Source organism: Ralstonia sp. VS2407, from assembly GCF_052950655.1.
In genome coordinates this window covers 128,193-148,322 of the sequence record NZ_JBRFVG010000003.1, presented here as the reverse complement: position 1 = coordinate 148,322, position 20,130 = coordinate 128,193, and the positions used below count along the sequence as shown (strand labels likewise).

The following is a 20,130-nucleotide window of genomic DNA, read 5'->3' as shown; positions in this document are numbered from 1 at the left end:
CTAGCCGCCACGGTGGTAGATATCCCGCGTGACGTCATAGATGTTCTGACGCAATTGCCTGCGCTCTTCCGGAGACAGCTTGCGTTGCGGAGCCCCACGATCGGCATTCTCTCCACGGCGGTTCTCCATCGCAGCGGCGCGGCGGCTACGTTCCTCGCCCCCACGGCCGCGCGCCGGACCCTGTCCACCCTTCTTATCAGGCGCGCCGGCGTGCATCGCATGCCCGCCGCCGAAAAAGCCGCCGAATCCGCCAAAGCCACCGCGTTCACCGCGCGCGTGCGCCTGCGAGCCGGCCGCACAGAGGGCAAGAACACAGGTCAACAGCGCCGCGCGCCGCCGAGACATCACCGAGCGATTCGAAAAAGGAAGTTGAGAAGCCACGTCTTTGTTGCTGGAAACCGATGCGCCATGCATCATTGCGCGACAATCGATAACAGGCAACCGCATTGCACGCCAGTCCCCTCCGCGGGGGTCGACAGACCCCAAACCGTTGCGAGGAACTGCCAGAGCAGTGTAGCTGCGCGTCCTACAGACTGTTCGCGTGACTCGGTAAATAATGTAACCGTCTGTTTCAATTGGGCTTTTACTGCCTTCTGTTGTCCATTGGGCCCATGTTTTTGTCGTTACCATTAGCGCCATGGAAAATTCCGGTCAAAAGATTCTCGTCGTCGACGACGACCCTCGCCTGCGCGATCTGCTGCGCCGTTACCTCGGGGACCAGGGCTTCACCGTGCTGGTGGCAGAAAACGCCACGGCCATGAATAAACTCTGGCTGCGCGAGCGCTTCGATCTGCTCGTGCTCGACCTGATGATGCCGGGTGAAGACGGCCTGTCGATCTGCCGTCGCCTGCGCGGCGCAAACGATCAGACGCCGATCATCATGCTCACCGCCAAGGGCGAAGACGTCGACCGCATTGTCGGCCTCGAAATGGGCGCGGACGATTACCTGCCCAAGCCCTTCAACCCCCGCGAGCTGATCGCGCGCATTCACGCCGTGTTGCGCCGCCGCGGGCCGGCCGAAATCCCCGGTGCTCCGTCAGAGACGCCCGAAACCTTCGCGTTTGGCGATTTCGTACTCAACCTGGCCACGCGCACGCTCAAGAAAAACGACGAAGAGATCACCCTCACGACGGGCGAATTCTCCGTGCTCAAGGTGTTTGCGCGCCATCCGCGCCAACCCCTATCGCGCGAAAAGCTGATGGAAATGGCGCGCGGCCGTGAATACGAAGTGTTCGACCGCAGCCTGGACGTGCAGATTTCCCGCCTGCGCAAGCTGATCGAACCGGACGCCAGCAACCCCCGCTTCATCCAAACCGTGTGGGGCTTGGGCTACGTGTTCATTCCCGACGGCGCCAAGTAAGCATCCGAGCAACCCTTCTTTTCCGCATCCGACTTGCGCATTCCGCGTCCGGCCGCGTTGCGGCGTCTGCTGATCAGTGTGTTTGGTTCGCTGTTCTGGCGAACCTTCATGCTGATCGCATTGCTGATCGCGATCTCTCTGGGCGTGTGGTTCCAGAGCTTCCGTATTTTCGAGCGTGAGCCGCGCGCGCAGCAGATCGCCATGCAGGTGGTCAGCGTGGTCAAGCTCACGCGGGCGGCGCTGCTGTATTCGGATCCGTCGCGACGCCGCTTCCTGCTGCTCGATCTCGTGCAGAACGAGGGCATCAAGGTCTACCCGCGCGAGAAGGAAGACGAATACCGCGAACCGCACACCAATCCGTACCTGACGCAGCTTGTCCAGCAGGAAATCCGCAACCGGCTCGGTGCCGACGCGGTAATCGCCACGGCCGTCAATGACATCCCGGGCGTGTGGGTGAGCTTCCAGATCGAGGGCGACGACTACTGGGTCGCCATCAGCCCCGACCGGTTTGAGCACGTGCCGGGGTTGCAATGGCTGTGGTGGTCGATGGCGGCGCTGGTGCTGTCGGTGCTGGGCGCGGCGTTCATTACGTCACGCGTGAACCAGCCACTCAAACGCCTCGCTGATACGGCGCGCGCCATCAGTGCCGGAGACGATCCGAAGGCGCTGCCCGAGGGCGGCGGCACCGAAGTGGCGCAGGCGAATCACAGCTTCAACCAGATGGTGCGCGACCTCAAACAGCTTGAGGCTGATCGCGCTGTCATGCTGGCCGGCATCTCGCACGACCTGCGCACGCCGCTCACGCGCCTGCGCTTGGAAACGGAAATGAGCCCCGTCGACGAGCAAACGCGCGAACTGATGGTGGCCGACATCGAACAGATGGACGCAATCATTGGCCAGTTCCTCGACTACGCGCGCCCCAGCGGCGAAATGCTCGAAGACGTGGACCTGACCGAACTCGTGCGCGACACGGCGCCCGTCTACTCGGCACACGACGATATCGACCTCACGCTCAAGCTCGCGCCCGAGGCCATCGCCCGCTGCAACCGCATGGAAACGCAGCGCATTCTCGACAACCTGATCGAAAACGCACGGCGCTATGGCAAGACCCCAGGCACGAACCGCGCCGAGATTACCGTCAGCACGTTCCTGCAAGGCAACGAGGTTGTATTGTGCGTGGCCGATCGCGGTGCGGGTGTGCCGACGGATCAGCTTGCGTTGCTCACCAGACCGTTCTACCGCCTTGAATCGGCGCGCAGCGAAGCCAAGGGCGCCGGGCTGGGTATGTCGATCGTCAATCGCATCCTGCAGCGCAGCGGCGGCCGCCTTGTGCTTGAGAACCGCACGCCGCCCGAAACGGGACTGCTCGTCAGCGCCTGCTACGCACGCGCCTGATCAGGCACACCGTCTGGCCGGCGCGTCCGGGCACACCCCCTGCTTCCACCACTGTCATGCGTCGCCGATAAGGTGCGGCGGCGGGCAGCGCTATGGCCGGCGTTGAGAATATCAATTGGCCGGTTTTCAATTCATCGCCAATACTCCAGCCGCCAGGCTGCACGCCTGCGCGTTCTTCGTATCCGTCCGGATGCCCCAGCCTGACCGGTCGGCCGGTGAGCGTGTGTTTGCAAATCCCCGTTTGGGTTACTTACCCATTGCCACACAACTCCAGGAGAAGCTCATGAAGACCATTGGTGACAAGCTCGAACCGTTCAAGGTCGTCGGCGTCAAGCCCGGGTTCAATAATCACGAGGAGAACGGCGAGTCGGCGTTCGAAGACATCACCGAAACCTCGTTCCCAGGCAAATGGAAAGTCATCTTCTTCTATCCGAAGGACTTCACCTTTGTGTGCCCGACCGAAATCGTCGCCTTCGCCAAACTGAACGACGACTTTGCCGACCGCGACACGATCGTGCTTGGCGGCTCGACCGACAACGAATTCGTCAAGCTTGCATGGCGCCGCGAGCACAAAGATCTGAACAAGCTCAACCAGTGGTCATTTGCAGACTCCACGGGTGCGCTGGTCGACCAGCTTGGCGTACGCGAGCACGAGGCCGGCGTTGCGTTGCGCGCGACCTTCATCGTCGACCCGGACAACGTGATCCAGCACGTGTCGGTCAACAATCTGAACGTGGGTCGCAACCCGGACGAAGTGCTGCGCATTCTCGACGGCCTGCAGACAGATGAGCTGTGCCCGTGCAACCGCGCGGTTGGCGGCTCGACGCTGTAACGGCCGCGCAGCGCTCAGCCGAAGCCCGCCCTTGCCGCGGGCTTTCGTTTTCAGTGCCCGCTGACAGGAGGAATTGATGGAATTTCTGCAGACGATCAAGGGCCGGATTCCCGACTACGCCAAAGACATCCGCCTGAACCTGGACAGCACGATCGCGCGCTCGTCGCTAGAGGGCAATGACGCGGTGGGCGTCGCGCTGGCGGCCGCGTTTGCCACGAAGAGCAAAGTGCTGACCGATGCCATCCGCAATGCCGGGGTGCTGTCGCCCGAGGAAGTGAACGGCGCACTGACCGCCGCTGCCCTCATGGGCATGAACAACGTCTGGTATCCGTACGTCGAGATGGCTGATGACTCCGACCTTGCGCAGCAGAAGGCGGAATTGCGCATGAATGCCTACGCCAACAACGGCGGCGTCGACAAGCGCCGGTTCGAGATGTATGCGCTGGCCGCTTCCATCATCGGGAAGTGCCATTTCTGCATCAAATCGCACTACGACCTGCTGAAGAATCACCAGGGCATGAGCGCGCAGCAATTGCGCGACGTCGGCCGTATTGCGGCGGCCATCAATGCGGCGGCGCAGGTCATTGCGGCCGAATAATCGCGCCGATTGCACAAACGAAAACGGCAGCCCGGTTCGCTCCGGTGCTGCCGTCTGCCTTGGCGTGATGGCGCCCCGAACTCAGTCCTGCTCGGCGGCTTCTGCGCGATAGATCAACACCACGGCCTGCGCAACGATGCCTTCTTCCTTGCCTTCAAAACCGAGCTTCTCGTTGGTCTTGGCCTTGACGTTGCACCGCTCAGGCGCAATGCCCAAGTCTTCGGCAAGGTTGGCGACCATGCCCGGCACATGCGGCGCGAGTTTGGGCTTCTGCGCGATGACGGTGGCGTCGACATTGCCGACCGCATAACCGGCCTTGTGCACACGGCGCACCGCTTCGCGCAGCAGCACGCGGCTATCGGCGCCGGCAAAGGCCGGATCGGTGTCGGGAAAGTGCCGGCCGATGTCGCCCAGGCCGGCGGCGCCGAACAGCGCGTCGGTAATCGCATGCAGCAGCGCGTCAGCATCGGAGTGGCCGAGCAGGCCGCGCGTGTGCGGGATCTCCACGCCACCCAGGATCAGCTTGCGGCCCTCCACCAGCGCGTGCACGTCGTAGCCCTGGCCAATGCGGATGTCCATCCAGTTCATGCTTGCGATGCCTCGTTGGGTTGTGCGTTCTGCCCGAGGATGGCCTCGGCGAGCGCGAAATCGTCGGGATACGTCACCTTGAAGTTGCGCAGCGCACCCGGCACAAGCAGCGGCGGGTGACCGGCGGCTTCGATGGCGCTGGCTTCGTCGGTGACGATGCGATGCTGCAACAGCGCTTCCCGCAAGGCGCGCTCCAGCAGCCCGAGCGGAAACATCTGCGGCGTCTGCGCTTGCCACAGGCCGTCGCGCGGCACGGTCGCGTCGATATGCTCTGCCGCATCTGCGCGTTTGAGCGTGTCTGCCACGGGCAGCGCAAGGATGCCCCCCGCAGCTTGCGTGCCTTCGGCCTCCACGGCTGCGACCAAACGGGCGATCAGTGCGGGCGTCAAGCCGGGGCGCGCCGCATCATGTACGAGCACCCAGTCGTCATCGTGTGCACCCAGGCCACGCAACGCCGCCAAACCATGGGCGACGGACGCGTGGCGCGAGTCGCCTCCGCAATCGACTTCGACCAGCTTGGGCGCATCGAAACCACCGTCGGGAAAGCGCTGCACGAGCGGCTGTGCGCCGGGCGTCGTCACCACAAGCACGGTGTCGATTTCGGGGCTGGCCAGGAACGCCTGCGCGGTATGCCAGAGCATCGGCCGCCCGGCGATCACCTGATATTGCTTGGGCAGATCGCCACCGGCGCGCGAGCCAGTGCCGGCCGAGGGAATCAGCGCAAAACGGCGTCGGCCGGGGAAGGAAATCGACATGACAGGCGGGAATGTGAACGTGGGCGCGGCATTTGCGTGGTTTTTGGCCCTCGCAAGCACGCAGCTGGCGCGGATTTTATAATAGCGGTCTACGTCACGACACCCCGCCTGCACATGCCGGTGGGGTGTCGTGCTTTGTCTTGCAGTCGTGCCCCCCAGAACCTGACACCCCATGTCCGATTTTTCGCTCTCCGCCCTGCCCGCCGTCAAACCGGGCTCGCGCTTCGTCTTCAGCGGCCTGCAGGGCGCGGCAGATGCCCTGCTGCTGGCGCGCTACCTGGAGCAGCATCGCGCCGCCGTGCCGATGCTGGCGGTGGTCTGCGCCAATGCCGTCGATGCTCAGCGCCTGGCCGAGGAGCTACGCTGGTTTGCCCCGCAGGCGCGTGTGAAGCTGCTGCCGGACTGGGAAACGCTGCCGTACGACAATTTCTCGCCGCACCAGGATTTGATCTCCGAGCGGCTGGCGACGCTGCATGACCTCCAGAACGGTGCATGCGACATCCTGCTGGTGCCTGCCTCCACGGCGCTGCAACGCGTGGCGCCGCCATCGTTCCTGGCGGCCTACACGTTCTTCTTCAAGAAGGGCGAAAAGCTTGACGAGGCGGCGTTGAAAGCGCAGTTCACGCTGGCCGGCTACGAGCACGTCAGCGCCGTGATGCGCCCCGGCGAATACTCCGTGCGCGGCGGCCTCATCGACTTATTCCCGATGGGCTCGCCGCTGCCCTATCGGCTCGACCTGTTTGGCGACGAAATCGAGACCATCCGCTCATTCGATCCCGACACGCAGCGCAGCCTCTACCCGGTCAACGAAGTCCGCCTGCTGCCGGGCCGCGAATTTCCGATGGACGAAGCCTCGCGCACGGCCTTCCGCGGTCGCTGGCGTGAGGTGTTCGAAGGTGACCCGACGCGCTCGCCCATCTACAAGGACATCGGCAACGGCGTGCCGAGTGCCGGCATCGAGTATTACCTGCCGCTGTTCTTCGAAGAGACCGCGACGCTGTTCGACTACCTGCCGGGCGCCACGCATCTCGCCTTCGTAGGCGACATCGAAGGCGCGGTGCGCCGCTTCTGGGCCGACACCACGCAGCGCTACAACTTCATGCGCCACGACCGCGAGCGGCCGCTGCTGCAGCCTTCCGCGCTGTATCTGGATGAAGAGGCGTTCTTCGTCGCGGCCAAGCCGCACGCGCGATTGGTGTTGCGCGCCGAGCCGGGTGATGCACCGCTTTCGCTGCCGTTGCCGAACGTTGCCGTCAACCGCCGCGCAGAAGACCCGCTGGTCAATCTCGAATCGTTCCTCATGCGCAGCAATTGCCGTGTGATGATCTGCGCCGAATCCGCAGGCCGCCGCGAGACGCTTGCGCAAATGCTTGCCGCCAGCGGCCTGCACCCCGAGGGCGTCGCGGACTTTGCCGATCTGATGCGCGGCGATGCCAAGTTCGTGCTGGGCGTGGCACCGCTGTACCAGGGGTTCATCCTCGGCGACGAACGCATCGCGCTCATCACCGAAACCGAGCTGTACGCGCAGACCGTGCGCCGCGCCGGTCGCCGTAAGCAGGAACAGGCCACCGCCGTCGATTCGATGGTGCGCGATCTGGCCGAGCTGAAGATCGGTGATCCGGTGGTGCACAGCGAACACGGCATCGGCCGCTACCAGGGGCTGGTCTCTATCGACATGGGCAACGGCGAGGAAGAATTCCTGCACCTCGACTACGACAAGGGCAGCAAGCTTTACGTGCCGGTGCATCAGTTGCACGTGATCTCGCGCTACTCGGGTGCCGATCCGGAAACCGCGCCGCTGCATTCGCTTGGCTCGGGCCAATGGGAAAAAGCCAAGCGCAAGGCCGCGCAGCAGATTCGCGATACGGCGGCTGAACTCCTGAACCTGTACGCGCGGCGCGCATTGCGCCAGGGCTTCGCGTTCCCGCTCACGCCCGAGGACTACGCTACGTTTGCCGAGAGCTTCGGCTTTGAAGAAACGCCCGACCAGGCCGCCGCCATTGCTGCGGTGATCGCCGACATGACGTCGGGCAAGCCGATGGACCGCCTGGTCTGCGGCGACGTCGGCTTTGGCAAGACGGAAGTCGCGCTCCGTGCCGCATTTGTTGCGGTGATGGGCGGCAAGCAGGTGGCCATCCTGGCGCCGACTACGCTGCTGGCCGAGCAGCACTACCAGACGCTGGTCGACCGCTTTGCCGACTGGCCGGTGCGCATTGCCGAGATTTCGCGTTTCAAGAACAAGAAAGAGATCGACGCCGCGATCGACGCCATCAACGCCGGCACGATCGACATCGTGATCGGCACGCACAAGCTGCTCTCGCCGGACGTGAAGTTCGACCGGTTGGGACTCGTCATCATCGACGAGGAGCATCGCTTTGGCGTGCGCCAGAAGGAGGCGCTCAAGACGCTGCGTGCCGAGGTGGACGTGCTGACGCTGACCGCCACACCGATCCCGCGCACGCTGGGCATGGCGCTGGAAGGCCTGCGCGATTTCTCGGTGATCGCCACGGCGCCGCAAAAGCGCCTGGCCATCAAGACGTTCCTGCGCCGCGAGGAAGACGGCGTGCTGCGCGAGGCCATCCTGCGCGAGTTGAAACGCGGCGGGCAGGTCTACTTCCTGCACAACGAGGTCGAGACCATCGAGAACAAGCGCGCCAAACTGGAAGAGCTGATTCCGGAAGCGCGCGTGGTCGTCGCACACGGCCAGATGCACGAGCGCGAACTCGAACGCGTGATGCGCGATTTCGTGGCCCAGCGCGCCAACATCCTGCTGTGCACGACGATCATCGAGACCGGCATCGACGTGCCGACCGCCAACACGATCCTGATCCACCGCGCTGACAAGTTCGGCCTGGCGCAGTTGCACCAGTTGCGTGGCCGCGTCGGGCGCTCGCACCACCAGGCGTATGCGTACCTGCTGGTGCACGACGTGGACGGCCTGACCAAGCAGGCACAGCGCCGCCTTGAAGCCATTCAGCAGATGGAAGAACTCGGGGCGGGCTTCTACCTGGCGATGCACGACCTGGAAATCCGTGGTGCGGGCGAGGTGCTGGGCGACAAGCAATCGGGCGAGATTTCCGAGATCGGCTTCCAGCTCTACACCGACATGCTCAACCAGGCCGTGAAGTCGCTCAAGGCCGGCAAGGAGCCCGACCTGATGGCGCCACTCGCGGCCACGACCGAGATCAATCTCGGCACGCCGGCCCTGCTGCCGCAAGACTATTGCGGCGACGTGCAGGAACGCCTGTCGCTGTACAAGCGCCTGGCCAACTGCGAAAGCGGCGAGACGATCGACAACATCCAGGAGGAGCTGATCGACCGTTTCGGCAAGCTGCCGCCGCAGGCGCAATCGCTCATCGAAACGCACCGGCTGCGCATTGCCGCCGCGCCACTGGGCATCCGCAAGATCGACACCGGCACGAACGCCGTCACGCTGCAGTTCATACCGAACCCGCCTGTCGATGCCATCAAGATTATCGATCTCGTGCAGAAGAACCGGCAGATCAAGCTGGCGGGGCAGGATCGCTTGCGTATCGAGAACATTCCGGCCGAGTTCGGCGCGCTGGCGCAGACCATTCGCCACGCCATGCGGCAATTGACGTGATCCGGTAGGATCGGCCGATCAGAACAAGGACACCATCATGAGCACCGCCCCCACACCGTTCTCCACCCTCGACTGGACGAACAAGCTCGTCAGCTTCGATACCACCAGCCGTGGCTCCAACCTGGCGCTGATCGAAACCGTGCGCGACTACCTGCGCGGCGTCGGTCTCGAATCGCACCTCTCGCACAACGACGATGGCAACAAGGCGAATCTGTTTGCCACGATCCCGGCAGCAGATGGCAGTGTGCAAGGCGGCATCGTTCTGTCGGGCCATACCGATGTGGTGCCGGTGGACGGCCAGAAATGGGACAGCAACCCGTTTGCGCCGGAAGTGCGCGACGGCAAGCTCTACGGGCGCGGCACGTGCGACATGAAGGGCTTCATCGCTTCGTCGCTGGCGCTGGTGCCGTCGCTGCTCCAGGCCAAGCTGCGCGAGCCCCTGCACTTTGCGCTGTCATACGACGAGGAAGTCGGCTGCGTGGGCGCCCCGCGCATGATCGAAGGCCTGGTCGCCCGCGGCATCAAGCCCGCCGGCTGCATCGTCGGCGAGCCCACCTCCATGCGCCCGATCGTCGCGCACAAGGGCATCAACGCCTACCGCTGCCGCGTGCACGGCCGCGCTGCGCATTCGTCGCTCACGCCGCAGGGCGTCAACGCCATCGAATACGCCGCGCGCATCATCTGTTTCGTGCGCGACCTGGCCGATGAATTCCGCGCCAAGGGCCCGTTCGACGATGCATTTGACGTGCCGTTCACCACGGCATCGACCGGCCTCATCAACGGCGGTATTGCGCTGAACACGATCCCCGCGCTGTGCGAACTGGTATTCGAATTCCGCAACCTGCCGGGCGTGGATGCACCGGCCATCCGCGCGCGCGTCGAGCACTACGTGCGCGAAACCATCGAGCCCGCCATGCAGCGCGAACACCCGGACGCCCGCATCGAACTCGACGAGATTGCCGCTGCGCCCTCGCTGGACGCATCGGAGCAAGCCGCCATCACGCAGCTTGTGCGCGTGCTGACTGAAGACAACGACAAACGCAAGGTCGCCTACGGCACTGAAGCGGGGCTCTTCCAGCGCGCCGGCATTCCTGCCGTGCTGTGCGGCCCGGGCAACATCGAACAGGCGCACAAGGCCAACGAATATGTCGAACTCGCCCAGCTCGACGCGTGCGACCGCTTCCTCGCCAAAGTGGCGCGCAGCCTGATGGTCGAAACCGCGTCCGCCTGATGCTTACACAGCAACGCCTCACCTTTTGGTGGGGCGCGTTCTGCCCGGGGCGTTCGCTACAATAGCGGGCTTCCTTCGGCGTCGAACTGCCCGCTCCCCCGCTCCTGTCACTCCATGCCCGTCATCCTGCAAAGCCCGTCGCCGCTGTCCTCTGGCGACATTGAATCCGTCCGCAGCCTGTTCGGCAGCGCCACCTACGAGCTGCGCGCCCCCAACGTTGCCGCTATCGAGTGGGTGCACGAACTACCCAGCGAATTGCGCGTCCAGCTTGATGCCATCTGTGCCAACTTGAAGATGGACTACGCGTGGATTCCGGACGAATGGACGTTCGGCGATTTTCGCGTGCTGGCGATGGACATGGATTCCACGCTCATCACGATTGAGTGCATCGACGAGATTGCGGATTTCTGCGGGCTCAAGCCGCAAGTGGCCGCCATTACCGAAGCGTCGATGCGGGGCGAGATCAAGGATTTCAACGAGAGCCTGACGCGCCGCGTCGAACTGCTCAAGGGCCTGGATGCGAGCGTGCTGGAGCGCGTCTATGCAGAGCGCCTGCAGCTCTCCCTGGGCGCAGAAAAGATGCTGAAGGCCGTGCAGGCACTGGGCATCCGGACGCTGCTGGTATCGGGCGGCTTCGAGTTCTTTACCTCGCGCCTGCAGGAGCGTCTGGGCCTTGACCGCACGCGCGCCAACACCCTGGAGATCGTCGACGGTAAGCTCACCGGCCGGGTGCTCGGCGAGATCGTCAATGCGGATGTGAAGGCGCAGACGCTCAAGGCGTTTTGCCAGGATCTGGGCGTATCGCCACACAACGCCATCGCGATGGGCGACGGCTCGAACGATCTGAAGATGATGGGCGTGGCCGGCCTGTCGGTCGCGTTCCGCGCCAAGCCCATCGTGCAGGCGCAGGCCGACGTGGCGTTCAACGTTGTCGGCCTGGATGGGCTGTTGAATCTGTTCCCGCAGCAGTAAGCCGCGATGGCGACTCGCCAACCTGCCCGCAGAAAACTCGCACCGGTGGTGCGAGAAACGGTAGATGCGCGGGATTACGCAGCCCTGCTCACCGAGGTCAGGGCGCGCATTCACGCTGCGCAATACGCGGCCTTACGGGCGGTCAACAAAGAGCTGGTGGGCCTGTATTGGGACATCGGACAACTGATCGTGGCGCGGCAGCAAACCGAAGGGTGGGGTAAAGCCGTCGTACAGCAACTCGCCGCAGACCTGCAGGCGAGCTTTCCAGGCACGGGCGGTTTTTCAGCATCCAACCTGTGGCGGATGAAGGGTTTCTTCGAAACCTACCGCGGCGCGACAAAACTCGCACCACTGGTGCGAGAAATCGGTTGGAGCCATAACCTGCTTATCCTTGAGCGCTGCAAAGACGCTCAAGAGCGCGAGTTTTACCTGCGCATGACGCGTAAATTCGGTTGGTCAAAGAACGTTCTCGCCCATCAGATCGATAACCAGAGCTACGAAAAATCACTGCTGGGCCAGACCAATTTCGACAAGGCGCTGACGCCAACCCTGCGCGCGCAAGCCAAGCTGGCGGTAAAAGACGAATACGCCTTTGATTTTCTCGAGCTCGGAGACCAGCATAGCGAACGTGAGCTGGAGCGCGCGCTGATCACCCGCATCGAAGATTTCCTGCGCGCAATGGGCGGCATGTTTGCCTTCCTGGGTAGCCAGTACCGGCTTGAAGTGGATGGCGACGAGTATTTCATCGATCTGCTCCTGTTCCACCGCCGCTTGCGCTCGCTGGTCGCCATCGAACTGAAAATCGGTAAATTCGAACCTGAGTTTGTCGGCAAGATGCAGTTCTACCTCGCAGCCCTCGACGAGCAGGTTCGCCAGAACGACGAGAACCCGTCCATCGGCATCATCCTGTGCAAGGAAAAGAAGCGCACCATCGTCGAATACGCTCTGCGCGATGCAAGAAAACCGATTGGCGTCGCGACTTACGCCATCACCAAGAGCCTGCCGAAGGAGTTGCAGGACCAGTTGCCTTCGCCTGAAATCATTACGCGCCTGCTTGAAACACTGTAGCTGCGGCCATTAAAAACGGGGCGACGCGATCGACTCGCACGCCCCGCCATCGCCGCCCTCTGACGCTTGAAAGGTCAAGCCCGCAGGTGCGTCTCCATCGCCTGCTTCAAATCCGCAATCAAATCACGCGGATCTTCCAGACCGATATACAACCGCACGAAACCGCCCGCGTTCTCCCAATCGGCCGGCGGCCAGGCAGTCGCCGTGCGCATCGACGGAATGTTGTATGGCAGCGCCAGGCTGTGCGCCCCGCCCCACGAAAAGCCGATCGCAAAGTAGCGCAGGCCTTCGATAAAGGCATCGATCTGCGCCTGCGAATAGCGCTCGTGCAACACGATCGAGAACAATCCGCTTGCGCCGGTAAAGTCGCGCTTCCAGTTTTCATGGCCCGGACAATCGGGCAGCGCCGGGTGCAGCACGCGCACGACTTCGGGTCGGTCTGCCAACCATTCGGCCACTTCGCGGGCGTGCGCGTCGTGCGCAGCCAGACGCGTCGGCAGGCTCGGCAGGCCGCGCAGCACAAAGTAGCAGTCGTCCGCGGACACACCCCAGCCCATGCGCATGCGTGTGGCAAGCAGCTTGTGATGCAACGCTTCATCGTTGGTGATAGCCGCGCCCATCAGCACATCGCTGCCTCCCGATTGGTACTTGGTCAGCGCCTGTACGGAGATGTCGATGCCGTGCTCGAACGGCTGGTAGTACACGCCTCCGCTCCAGGTATTGTCGATGGCAGTGATGGCGCCGGCCTTGCGCGCCACCCCGGCGATGGCTGTGCAGTCGGGCACTTCCATCGTCACCGAACCGGGCGCTTCGAGCCACACGAGCTTCGTGTTGTGGCGCATCAGGTCGGCAATGCCGGCGCCGATCATCGGGTCGTAGTAACGCACGGTAATGCCGAACTGGCGCGCCATCCACTCGCCGTGGTCACGGTTCGGGCCGTAGGCGTTGTCCGGAATCAGCACGTCGTCGCCGGATTTGATCAGAGAGAAATACACCAGCGAAATCGCCGCCAGTCCCGAGGGCAGCAGCAGCGCGTGCGAGCCGCCTTCGATTTGTGCCAGCGCTTGGCACAGCGTGTCGGACGTCGGCGTGGCATGCAGGCCGTAGCGCCAGTGCACCACGCTGCCGCTACCGAAGGCGCGCATGTCGGCGAGGTTCTTGAACACCACCGTGGACGCACGATGCGTGGCATGCGAGAACGCCGTGAAGCCCGGCGGAATCCGCAGTTCCGGATGCACAGCCTGGGTCGCGGGAAACATGGGCGGGAGCTTGGTGTCGTCGTTCACGAGGTTTCCTGTTTGATGGCGTATGAGCGATTGCCGGCCATTTACCAGTGCGCGCTTGATCGCGTTGGATTGCTGGACGGTGGCGCAATCTGACCCGGCGCAGCGGGCACCAGCGGCGTCATTGGCGTTGCGGGCACTGCGGCATTGCTGTTGGCTGCGGCATCGTATGGCGGAATCACCACCACCGCGACGGGCCGCAGGACAAACGGCAGCGTATGACCGTCGTGGCCGACGTCCGTCCACGTGCCGCGCACGACGCCGTGACCGTCAATGGCGCCTTCCCAAGTGCCGGTGACGTGCGTACCGTCATCGGACTCCTCCATGAGGAAGCCGCCGTTTTCGTATTCGCCGGTCACCAAGCGCACGCCTGCCGCGTTGCCGGCGACGTATTCGCCGTGGACGCTATCGATTTCACCGGCCTTACGGCCAAGACGCATGCGGATCGGCATGTCGCCGATCACACCGGTATAGATGGGATATTTCGCGTAGTCGGGTTGCGGTTGCAGCACAGGCGGCGGCGCAGTCTGTGCAGAGAACCCGTTGTCGCCCTTCCTGGCCTGAGCGCGGCGCTTGTCGCCATCGGCAATGGCGCGGTTCAGGCCAAGGTCACCCGGCTGCACGTTGGCGCTGCCGGTCGACACGTCGTAGCCGTTGTTGGCGGCCCGCGTCTGGGCAGACGCTGGCGCCACGCCTACGGCCAGCATCAGCGCGAGCAGCGCGCCGACGGGCCGAATCAGGCGTTCAATCGAGAAAATGCGTTCAGATGCGTTCGAACACCGCCGCAATGCCTTGTCCTCCACCAATACACATGGTCACCAGCGCGTAGCGACCGCCGATGCGTTGCAGCTCGTGCAACGCCTTGACCGTGATGAGCGCACCCGTTGCGCCGATCGGGTGGCCAAGCGAAATACCCGAGCCGTTCGGATTGACCTTGGCTGGGTCCAGACCGAGTTCCTTCGTCACCGCGCAGGCCTGGGCGGCGAACGCCTCGTTGGCTTCGATTACGTCCAGATCCTTGACCGACAGGCCAGCGCGCTCCAGCGCCTTGCGCGTAGCCGGCACCGGGCCGATGCCCATGATCTTCGGATCCACGCCGGCATGGCCGTACGACACCAGGCGTGCCAGCGGCTTCAGGCCGCGCTTCTCGGCCACCGAACGCTCCATCAGCACCAGTGCCGCGCCCGCATCGTTCAGGCCCGAGGCATTGCCAGCCGTGACCGTGCCGTTCTCTTTCGCGAAGACCGGCTTCAGCTTGGTCATGTCGTCGATGGTCGCGTCGTGGCGGACGTGCTCATCGGTATCGAACTGGATGTCGCCCTTGCGCGACTTGATCGTCACCGGAACGATCTGATCCTTGAAGTACCCGGCCTGGATGGCACGCGAGGCACGCTGGTGGGATTCGAGCGCGGTCTGGTCCTGCTGCTCGCGGCTGATGCCGAATTCGCGGGCGACGTTTTCTGCCGTCACACCCATATGGATCGTGTGGAACGGGTCGTGCAGCGCGCCCAGCATCATGTCGACCATCTTGGCGTCGCCCATGCGCGAACCCCAGCGGGCCGCGGGCGCAAGGTACGGCGCACGGCTCATGCTTTCGGCGCCGCCGGCGATGGCGACATCGGCATCGCCGAGCAGGATGGTCTGCGCCGCGCTCACCACAGCCTGCAGGCCCGAGCCGCACAGACGGTTGACGTTGAATGCGGGCGTTTCGGCCGACACACCACCGTTCACAGCGGCCACGCGCGAGAGATACATGTCGCGCGGCTCGGTGTTGATCACGTGGCCAAACACCACGTGACCGACTTCTTCGCCCTTCACGCCAGCGCGGGCCAGTGCCTCTCGCACGACGAGTGCACCCAGCTCGCACGGCGCCACATCCTTCAGGCTGCCGCCAAAGGTCCCGATTGCGGTACGAACGCCGCTGACCACCACCACTTCACGTGCCATTGCTGTCTCCTGTGCCATCGAAATTGGATGGCGGCCAGTATAAACGCACGACCGTTCGCAAAATTTAGGTACGACTACCTAAGGGGATCAGACCTCGCCCCAGAGGTCGTGGCCATCGGCGCCGGTAATTTTGACCGACACGAAATCGCCCGCCTTGTAGCGCTTGTACGGCTTCGACGGCGGCGCGATATAGACGAGGCCGTCAATCTCCGGCGCATCCGCCGACGAACGGCCGATGCCACCGTCCTGATTCACCTCATCCACCAGCACGCGCAGCGACTTGCCCACCTTGCGCTGCAGGCGGCGGGCGGACACGCGCTCGGCGACTTCCATGAAGCGCGCGCGGCGCTCCTCGCGCACCTCGTCGGGCAATGCGCCCGGCAGGTCGTTGGCGGTGGCACCCTCGACCGGCGAATAGGCGAAGCAGCCCACGCGGTCCAGCTCGGCTTCGGCGATGAAGTCGAGCAGCGTCTGGAACTCTTCTTCCGTTTCACCGGGGAAGCCGGCGATGAATGTGCTGCGGATGGTCAGCTCCGGGCACACCTCGCGCCAAGCGCGGATGCGGTCTAGCGTCTTCTCGGCGTTGGCGGGGCGCTTCATGCGCTTGAGCACGTCGGGGTGAGCGTGCTGCAGCGGCACGTCCAGATACGGAAGAACCTTGCCTTCGGCCATCAGCGGCATCACCTCATCCACGCTCGGGTATGGATAGACGTAGTGCAGGCGCACCCAGGCACCGTACTGCGACGCCAGCTCGCCCAGCGCGCCGACCAGCTCGGTCATGCGCGTTTTCAGCGGGCGGCCGTTCCAGAAGCCCATGCGGAATTTGACGTCGACGCCATAAGCGCTGGTGTCCTGCGAAATGACGAGCAGTTCCTTGACGCCGGCCTTCAGCAGGTTTTCCGCCTCCAGCATCACTTCCGCCACCGGGCGCGAGACGAGGTCACCCCGCATCGACGGGATGATGCAGAAGCTGCAGCGGTGGTTGCAGCCTTCCGAAATTTTCAGATATGCGTAGTGCTTGGGCGTGAGCTTGATGCCCTGCGGCGGCACAAGATCAATGAACGGGTCGTGCGGCTTGGGCAGGTGCGTGTGCACCGCTTCCATCACCTCGCCCAACGCGTGAGGGCCCGTCACAGCCAGCACCTTCGGGTGCACGCTGGTGATGATGTCCTGGCCCGCGGCGTCCTTCTTGGCACCCAGGCAGCCGGTGACGATCACCTTGCCGTTCTCGGCCAGCGCCTCGCCAATCGCATCCAGGCTCTCCTGCACAGCCTCGTCGATGAAGCCGCAGGTGTTGACAACCACCAGGTCCGCCCCGCCGTACGTGCCGGAGATCTCATACCCCTCCGCGCGCAGTTGGGTGATGATCTGCTCGGAATCGACCAAGGCCTTGGGACAACCGAGACTGACGAACCCCACCTTGGGGCTCTGGGTACTGACGTCGGACATGGGAACAACCTGATGTGGGAGAGGATTTGCGCTGCGCACGTGGGGTGTGCCGCGCGATTGCGTATTTTAACCGTTCGCCGCGTTTGGGCGACCAAGCCGAAGCTGCATCTGTTCAATCACGCGCTCGATTTCCAGCGCGTCCTGCAGCCTGCGAATGGCATCATGCAGCTCCGCAGCCTGGGGCCACGTCCGCTTCAGATAGCTCAGCCACAGTTTGACGCGGCCATGCTCATGCTTGGCCGAGATGCGCGCATGCAGCTTCTTCAGGTAATCGGCGAGATAGCCCAGCACAACCGGCCATTCCGCCGCGGACGGCGCCTCGTCCATCTGCCCGCGAATGCGCTGGGCCAGGAACGGATCAGACACGGCGCCACGCCCAATCATCACGTCACTACAGCCACTGACGGCCCGGCAGCGCTCCCAGTCGGCCACGGTCCAGACTTCGCCATTGGCGGTGACGGGGATGCTCACGGCGTCGGCGATGCGCGCGATCCAGTCCCAGTGAGCGGGCGGACGGTAGCCGTGGTCACGCGTGCGGGCATGCACGACGAGCGATTCGGCACCGCCTTCCGCCAGCGCCGTTGCACAGTCAATCGCGCGGGACGTATCGGAAACGCCGAGCCGCATCTTGGCCGTCACCGAAATATTGGCCGGCACAGCGGCCCGCACGGCGTGGACGATGTCGTACAGCACTTCCGGCGTAGCGAGCAACATGGCGCCGCCGCCGTGCCGGTTCACGACCTTGGCCGGGCAGCCGAAGTTGAGGTCGATGCCATGCGGCGTGAGGGTTGCCGCGTACGCTGCATTGCGGGCCAGCCATTCCGGATCGCTGCCGAGGAGCTGGATGGTCATCGGCGTACCGCTAGCCGTATAGCCGCCGTTGCGGATCTCGGGCGTCTCACGTTCGTATGTGCGCGCTGGCAGCAGCGAGCCCGTCACCCGGACGAACTCCGAAACGCATCCGTCGTAGCCACCGGCCCGGGTCAGCACGTCTCGCATGACGTAATCCGCGACCCCCTCCATTGGGGCAAGCAAAAGACGGCTCATGCGAAAAGGGAGGACGGCCGGCGCATGGGCCGGAAGCGAACATCAAACATGGGAGACGGGAGCGGGAAACGTGATCGTCGGTGAGGCGTCCACCTCACCTGAAAGACCGGCATTTTACCTTGCCGTCCTCTGCGGCGTGCGCCTAACAAAAAAGGCGAACCGCCCTGCGATTCGCCTTGTTTTGCCAACCCGCCGAACTTACTTCTTCTCGGGCGGCTGATTGAACGGGAAAGTCCCGAACATGTTCTTGGCTTGACTCTGCATTTGTTCCTGCATCTGCACGAACAGGTTTTTGCTCTGTTCGATGTAGTTGCTCATCATCCCTTGCATCATCGGCCCCTGCATGTTCATGAACTGCGACCACATGTCAGGGTTGAAGGAATTGCCGCTGTACAGATCCTTTGAGTTTTCAGCCAGCTTGCTCTGGATGTCGACAAACGCCTGGATGTTCTTTTCCAGGTACGTGCCCATCATGCCCTGCATGGCGTTGCCATAGAAACGGATGATCTGAGCGAGCATCGCGCCGGAGAACATCGGCACGCCGCCGGTTTCCTCTTCGAGGATGATCTGCAGCAGGATGCTGCGGGTCAGGTCTTCACCGGATTTCGCATCGACGACGCGAAACTCTTCGGTTTCCATCACGAGTTGCTTGACGTCTGCAAGCGTGATGTATGTGCTGGTTTGGGTATCGTACAGCCGGCGGTTGGGATATTTCTTGATCAGCCGTTCGGTGCCCTTCTTGCTGGTGGCCATCGTGCCTTTCCGTGTTGGCGATGCTGCTGCGGTGCAGCCGATGCAGTGCGAAATGACTGCACCGAGCGATGCAGCAAATTACGCGGTTGCCCGGCTATTCCGATCTGCGCGCGAATGCTGCATTCAACAGCAGCGCAGATGCATCCGGTTATGATCGGACGCCCCGTGTCTCCCTGCGGAGCGCCTCCGTGATTGGATTCTATGCGGATCGCCCTGCAAAGAAAAGGCGACCTCCCCCGGTAAAAACCCGCAGCATTTTGATGCGACTCATGCACCCGGACAGTTGCCCGGAAAGGCGGCAAAAGGCCTGCTGCAATGCAATCGAGCATCGCAGCATGCAGGGCAAAGCAAGGGGGAAAATTGCTGCACCCATGCTGCAGCATCGCCGCAGCATGGGCGTGGGAGCGTCAGCCCATGTGCAGGCCGCCGTTGAGGGAGAAGTCCGCGCCGGTGGAGAAGCCAGACTCTTCAGACGCCAACCATGCGCAGATCGACGCAATCTCGGTCGGCTCGCCCAGGCGCTTGACCGGGATCGTGCCGACGATCTTGTCGAGCACATCCTGACGAATCGCTTTCACCATGTCGGTGGCGATATAGCCCGGCGACACCGTGTTGACCGTGACGCCCTTGGTAGCGACTTCCTGCGCCAGCGCCATCGTGAAGCCATGCAAGCCAGCCTTGGCCGTCGAGTAGTTGGTCTGGCCAAACTGACCTTTCTGGCCATTCACCGACGAGATGTTGATGATGCGGCCCCAGCCGCGATCCGCCATGCCGTCGATGACCTGCTTGGTCACGTTGAACAACGACGTCAAGTTGGTATCGATCACCGCATCCCAGTCGGCGCGGGTCATCTTGCGGAACACCACGTCGCGCGTGATGCCGGCGTTGTTGATCAGGACATCCACCTCGCCCACTTCGGCCTTCACCTTGTCAAACGCGGCCTTGGTCGACTCCCAATCACCGACGTTGCCCTCGGACGGCACGAAATCGAACCCCAGCGCCTTTTGTTGTTCGAGCCATTTTGCCTTGCGCGGCGAGTTCGGGCCGCAGCCCGCGACCACGGTGAAACCGTCGCGCGCCAAGCGCTGGCAAATCGCCGTTCCGATACCGCCCATGCCACCGGTGACGTATGCAATGCGTTTGGTCATGTCCACTCCTAGTCCTTGTTGTTAGAACTGCCTGGCCTCTTGCCCGGCAGCGGATGCTCAGGTGTCTCGGATTGGCGTGTGCGGTATTCGTTCCACCCCA

General features: G+C 63.3%; 18 protein-coding genes. 8 read left to right on the top strand and 10 right to left on the bottom strand.

The features are described from left to right. Complete coding sequence (locus ACU8YE_RS06385) at positions 1-417, bottom strand: hypothetical protein (protein WP_433896905.1); 417 nt, start codon at positions 415-417, stop codon at positions 1-3. 220 nt (positions 418-637) lie between these two features. On the opposite strand from ACU8YE_RS06385, the gene ompR reads away from it, so the two are divergent. The 4 genes from ompR to ACU8YE_RS06365 all read left to right on the top strand — a co-directional run bounded on the left by ompR (position 638) and on the right by ACU8YE_RS06365 (position 4,185). After that, complete coding sequence (gene ompR / locus ACU8YE_RS06380; protein ID WP_446928345.1) at positions 638-1,360, top strand: osmolarity response regulator transcription factor OmpR; 723 nt, start codon at positions 638-640, stop codon at positions 1,358-1,360. Between the two features lie 33 nt (positions 1,361-1,393). After that, the gene (locus tag ACU8YE_RS06375) at positions 1,394-2,755 is read left to right on the top strand and encodes an ATP-binding protein (protein WP_232042906.1); all 1,362 of its coding nucleotides are present in this window, start codon (positions 1,394-1,396) and stop codon (positions 2,753-2,755) included. Between the two features lie 283 nt (positions 2,756-3,038). Next, a complete protein-coding gene (locus tag ACU8YE_RS06370) occupies positions 3,039-3,587 on the top strand; it encodes a peroxiredoxin (RefSeq protein ID WP_027681312.1) in 549 nt (182 codons plus the stop codon). A 76-nt stretch (positions 3,588-3,663) separates the two neighbouring features. After that, positions 3,664-4,185 carry a carboxymuconolactone decarboxylase family protein gene (locus ACU8YE_RS06365; RefSeq protein WP_433867518.1) on the top strand — a complete coding sequence of 174 codons (522 nt, stop codon included), beginning with the start codon at positions 3,664-3,666 and terminating at the stop codon, positions 4,183-4,185. Positions 4,186-4,266: 81 nt separating this feature from the next. On the opposite strand, the gene ispF is transcribed toward ACU8YE_RS06365, so the two are convergent. Then, a complete protein-coding gene (gene ispF, locus ACU8YE_RS06360) occupies positions 4,267-4,773 on the bottom strand; it encodes a 2-C-methyl-D-erythritol 2,4-cyclodiphosphate synthase (protein ID WP_012435874.1) in 507 nt (168 codons plus the stop codon). Further along, the gene (gene ispD, locus ACU8YE_RS06355) at positions 4,770-5,528 is read right to left on the bottom strand and encodes a 2-C-methyl-D-erythritol 4-phosphate cytidylyltransferase (protein WP_446928344.1); all 759 of its coding nucleotides are present in this window, start codon (positions 5,526-5,528) and stop codon (positions 4,770-4,772) included. The genes ispF and ispD overlap by 4 nt, the downstream gene beginning before the upstream one ends. 172 nt (positions 5,529-5,700) lie before the next feature. On the opposite strand from ispD, the gene mfd reads away from it, so the two are divergent. The 4 genes from mfd (at position 5,701) to ACU8YE_RS06335 (ending at position 12,403) form a co-directional block, all read left to right on the top strand. Then, a complete protein-coding gene (gene mfd, locus ACU8YE_RS06350; protein ID WP_446928343.1) occupies positions 5,701-9,132 on the top strand; it encodes a transcription-repair coupling factor in 3,432 nt (1,143 codons plus the stop codon). Between the two features lie 37 nt (positions 9,133-9,169). After that, positions 9,170-10,363: an acetylornithine deacetylase gene (argE, locus tag ACU8YE_RS06345; RefSeq protein ID WP_446928342.1), complete on the top strand. Its 1,194-nt coding sequence runs from the start codon at positions 9,170-9,172 to the stop codon at positions 10,361-10,363. Positions 10,364-10,477: 114 nt separating this feature from the next. Then, positions 10,478-11,335 carry a phosphoserine phosphatase SerB gene (gene serB, locus ACU8YE_RS06340; protein ID WP_232042911.1) on the top strand — a complete coding sequence of 286 codons (858 nt, stop codon included), beginning with the start codon at positions 10,478-10,480 and terminating at the stop codon, positions 11,333-11,335. Positions 11,336-11,341: 6 nt separating this feature from the next. Beyond that, a complete protein-coding gene (locus tag ACU8YE_RS06335) occupies positions 11,342-12,403 on the top strand; it encodes a PDDEXK nuclease domain-containing protein (RefSeq protein ID WP_446928341.1) in 1,062 nt (353 codons plus the stop codon). 74 nt (positions 12,404-12,477) lie between these two features. Here the strand turns inward: ACU8YE_RS06335 and ACU8YE_RS06330 are convergent, their stop codons facing one another. The 7 genes from ACU8YE_RS06330 to ACU8YE_RS06300 form a co-directional block, all read right to left on the bottom strand. Beyond that, complete coding sequence (locus ACU8YE_RS06330) at positions 12,478-13,689, bottom strand: cystathionine beta-lyase (RefSeq protein ID WP_433867527.1); 1,212 nt, start codon at positions 13,687-13,689, stop codon at positions 12,478-12,480. A gap of 41 nt (positions 13,690-13,730) precedes the next feature. Then, positions 13,731-14,474, bottom strand: coding sequence for a hypothetical protein (locus tag ACU8YE_RS06325; RefSeq protein ID WP_446928340.1), 744 nt, complete (start codon positions 14,472-14,474; stop codon positions 13,731-13,733). Next, positions 14,449-15,633, bottom strand: coding sequence for a beta-ketothiolase BktB (gene bktB, locus ACU8YE_RS06320; protein WP_316871206.1), 1,185 nt, complete (start codon positions 15,631-15,633; stop codon positions 14,449-14,451). The genes ACU8YE_RS06325 and bktB overlap by 26 nt, the downstream gene beginning before the upstream one ends. An 87-nt stretch (positions 15,634-15,720) precedes the next feature. Then, the gene (rimO, locus tag ACU8YE_RS06315; RefSeq protein ID WP_009240757.1) at positions 15,721-17,082 is read right to left on the bottom strand and encodes a 30S ribosomal protein S12 methylthiotransferase RimO; all 1,362 of its coding nucleotides are present in this window, start codon (positions 17,080-17,082) and stop codon (positions 15,721-15,723) included. A gap of 66 nt (positions 17,083-17,148) precedes the next feature. After that, complete coding sequence (locus ACU8YE_RS06310; RefSeq protein WP_446928339.1) at positions 17,149-18,129, bottom strand: tRNA dihydrouridine synthase; 981 nt, start codon at positions 18,127-18,129, stop codon at positions 17,149-17,151. Positions 18,130-18,327: 198 nt separating this feature from the next. Beyond that, positions 18,328-18,882 carry a polyhydroxyalkanoate synthesis repressor PhaR gene (gene phaR / locus ACU8YE_RS06305; protein WP_024975563.1) on the bottom strand — a complete coding sequence of 185 codons (555 nt, stop codon included), beginning with the start codon at positions 18,880-18,882 and terminating at the stop codon, positions 18,328-18,330. A 407-nt stretch (positions 18,883-19,289) separates the two neighbouring features. Beyond that, positions 19,290-20,030, bottom strand: coding sequence for a 3-ketoacyl-ACP reductase (locus tag ACU8YE_RS06300; RefSeq protein WP_124382283.1), 741 nt, complete (start codon positions 20,028-20,030; stop codon positions 19,290-19,292). Between the last annotated feature and the right edge of the window lie 100 nt (positions 20,031-20,130).

Excerpts from the sequence above, each read along its gene's own strand:
- ACU8YE_RS06385 (WP_433896905.1), bottom strand. The coding sequence starts at position 417 with ATGATGCATGGCGCATCGGTTTCCAGCAACAAAGACGTGGCTTCTCAA.
- ompR (WP_446928345.1), top strand. The coding sequence starts at position 638 with ATGGAAAATTCCGGTCAAAAGATTCTCGTCGTCGACGACGACCCTCGC.
- ACU8YE_RS06370 (WP_027681312.1), top strand. The coding sequence starts at position 3,039 with ATGAAGACCATTGGTGACAAGCTCGAACCGTTCAAGGTCGTCGGCGTC.
- ACU8YE_RS06365 (WP_433867518.1), top strand. The coding sequence starts at position 3,664 with ATGGAATTTCTGCAGACGATCAAGGGCCGGATTCCCGACTACGCCAAA.
- ispF (WP_012435874.1), bottom strand. The coding sequence starts at position 4,773 with ATGAACTGGATGGACATCCGCATTGGCCAGGGCTACGACGTGCACGCG.
- ispD (WP_446928344.1), bottom strand. The coding sequence starts at position 5,528 with ATGTCGATTTCCTTCCCCGGCCGACGCCGTTTTGCGCTGATTCCCTCG.
- mfd (WP_446928343.1), top strand. The coding sequence starts at position 5,701 with ATGTCCGATTTTTCGCTCTCCGCCCTGCCCGCCGTCAAACCGGGCTCG.
- argE (WP_446928342.1), top strand. The coding sequence starts at position 9,170 with ATGAGCACCGCCCCCACACCGTTCTCCACCCTCGACTGGACGAACAAG.
- serB (WP_232042911.1), top strand. The coding sequence starts at position 10,478 with ATGCCCGTCATCCTGCAAAGCCCGTCGCCGCTGTCCTCTGGCGACATT.
- ACU8YE_RS06335 (WP_446928341.1), top strand. The coding sequence starts at position 11,342 with ATGGCGACTCGCCAACCTGCCCGCAGAAAACTCGCACCGGTGGTGCGA.
- bktB (WP_316871206.1), bottom strand. The coding sequence starts at position 15,633 with ATGGCACGTGAAGTGGTGGTGGTCAGCGGCGTTCGTACCGCAATCGGG.
- rimO (WP_009240757.1), bottom strand. The coding sequence starts at position 17,082 with ATGTCCGACGTCAGTACCCAGAGCCCCAAGGTGGGGTTCGTCAGTCTC.
- ACU8YE_RS06310 (WP_446928339.1), bottom strand. The coding sequence starts at position 18,129 with ATGAGCCGTCTTTTGCTTGCCCCAATGGAGGGGGTCGCGGATTACGTC.
- phaR (WP_024975563.1), bottom strand. The coding sequence starts at position 18,882 with ATGGCCACCAGCAAGAAGGGCACCGAACGGCTGATCAAGAAATATCCC.
- ACU8YE_RS06300 (WP_124382283.1), bottom strand. The coding sequence starts at position 20,030 with ATGACCAAACGCATTGCATACGTCACCGGTGGCATGGGCGGTATCGGA.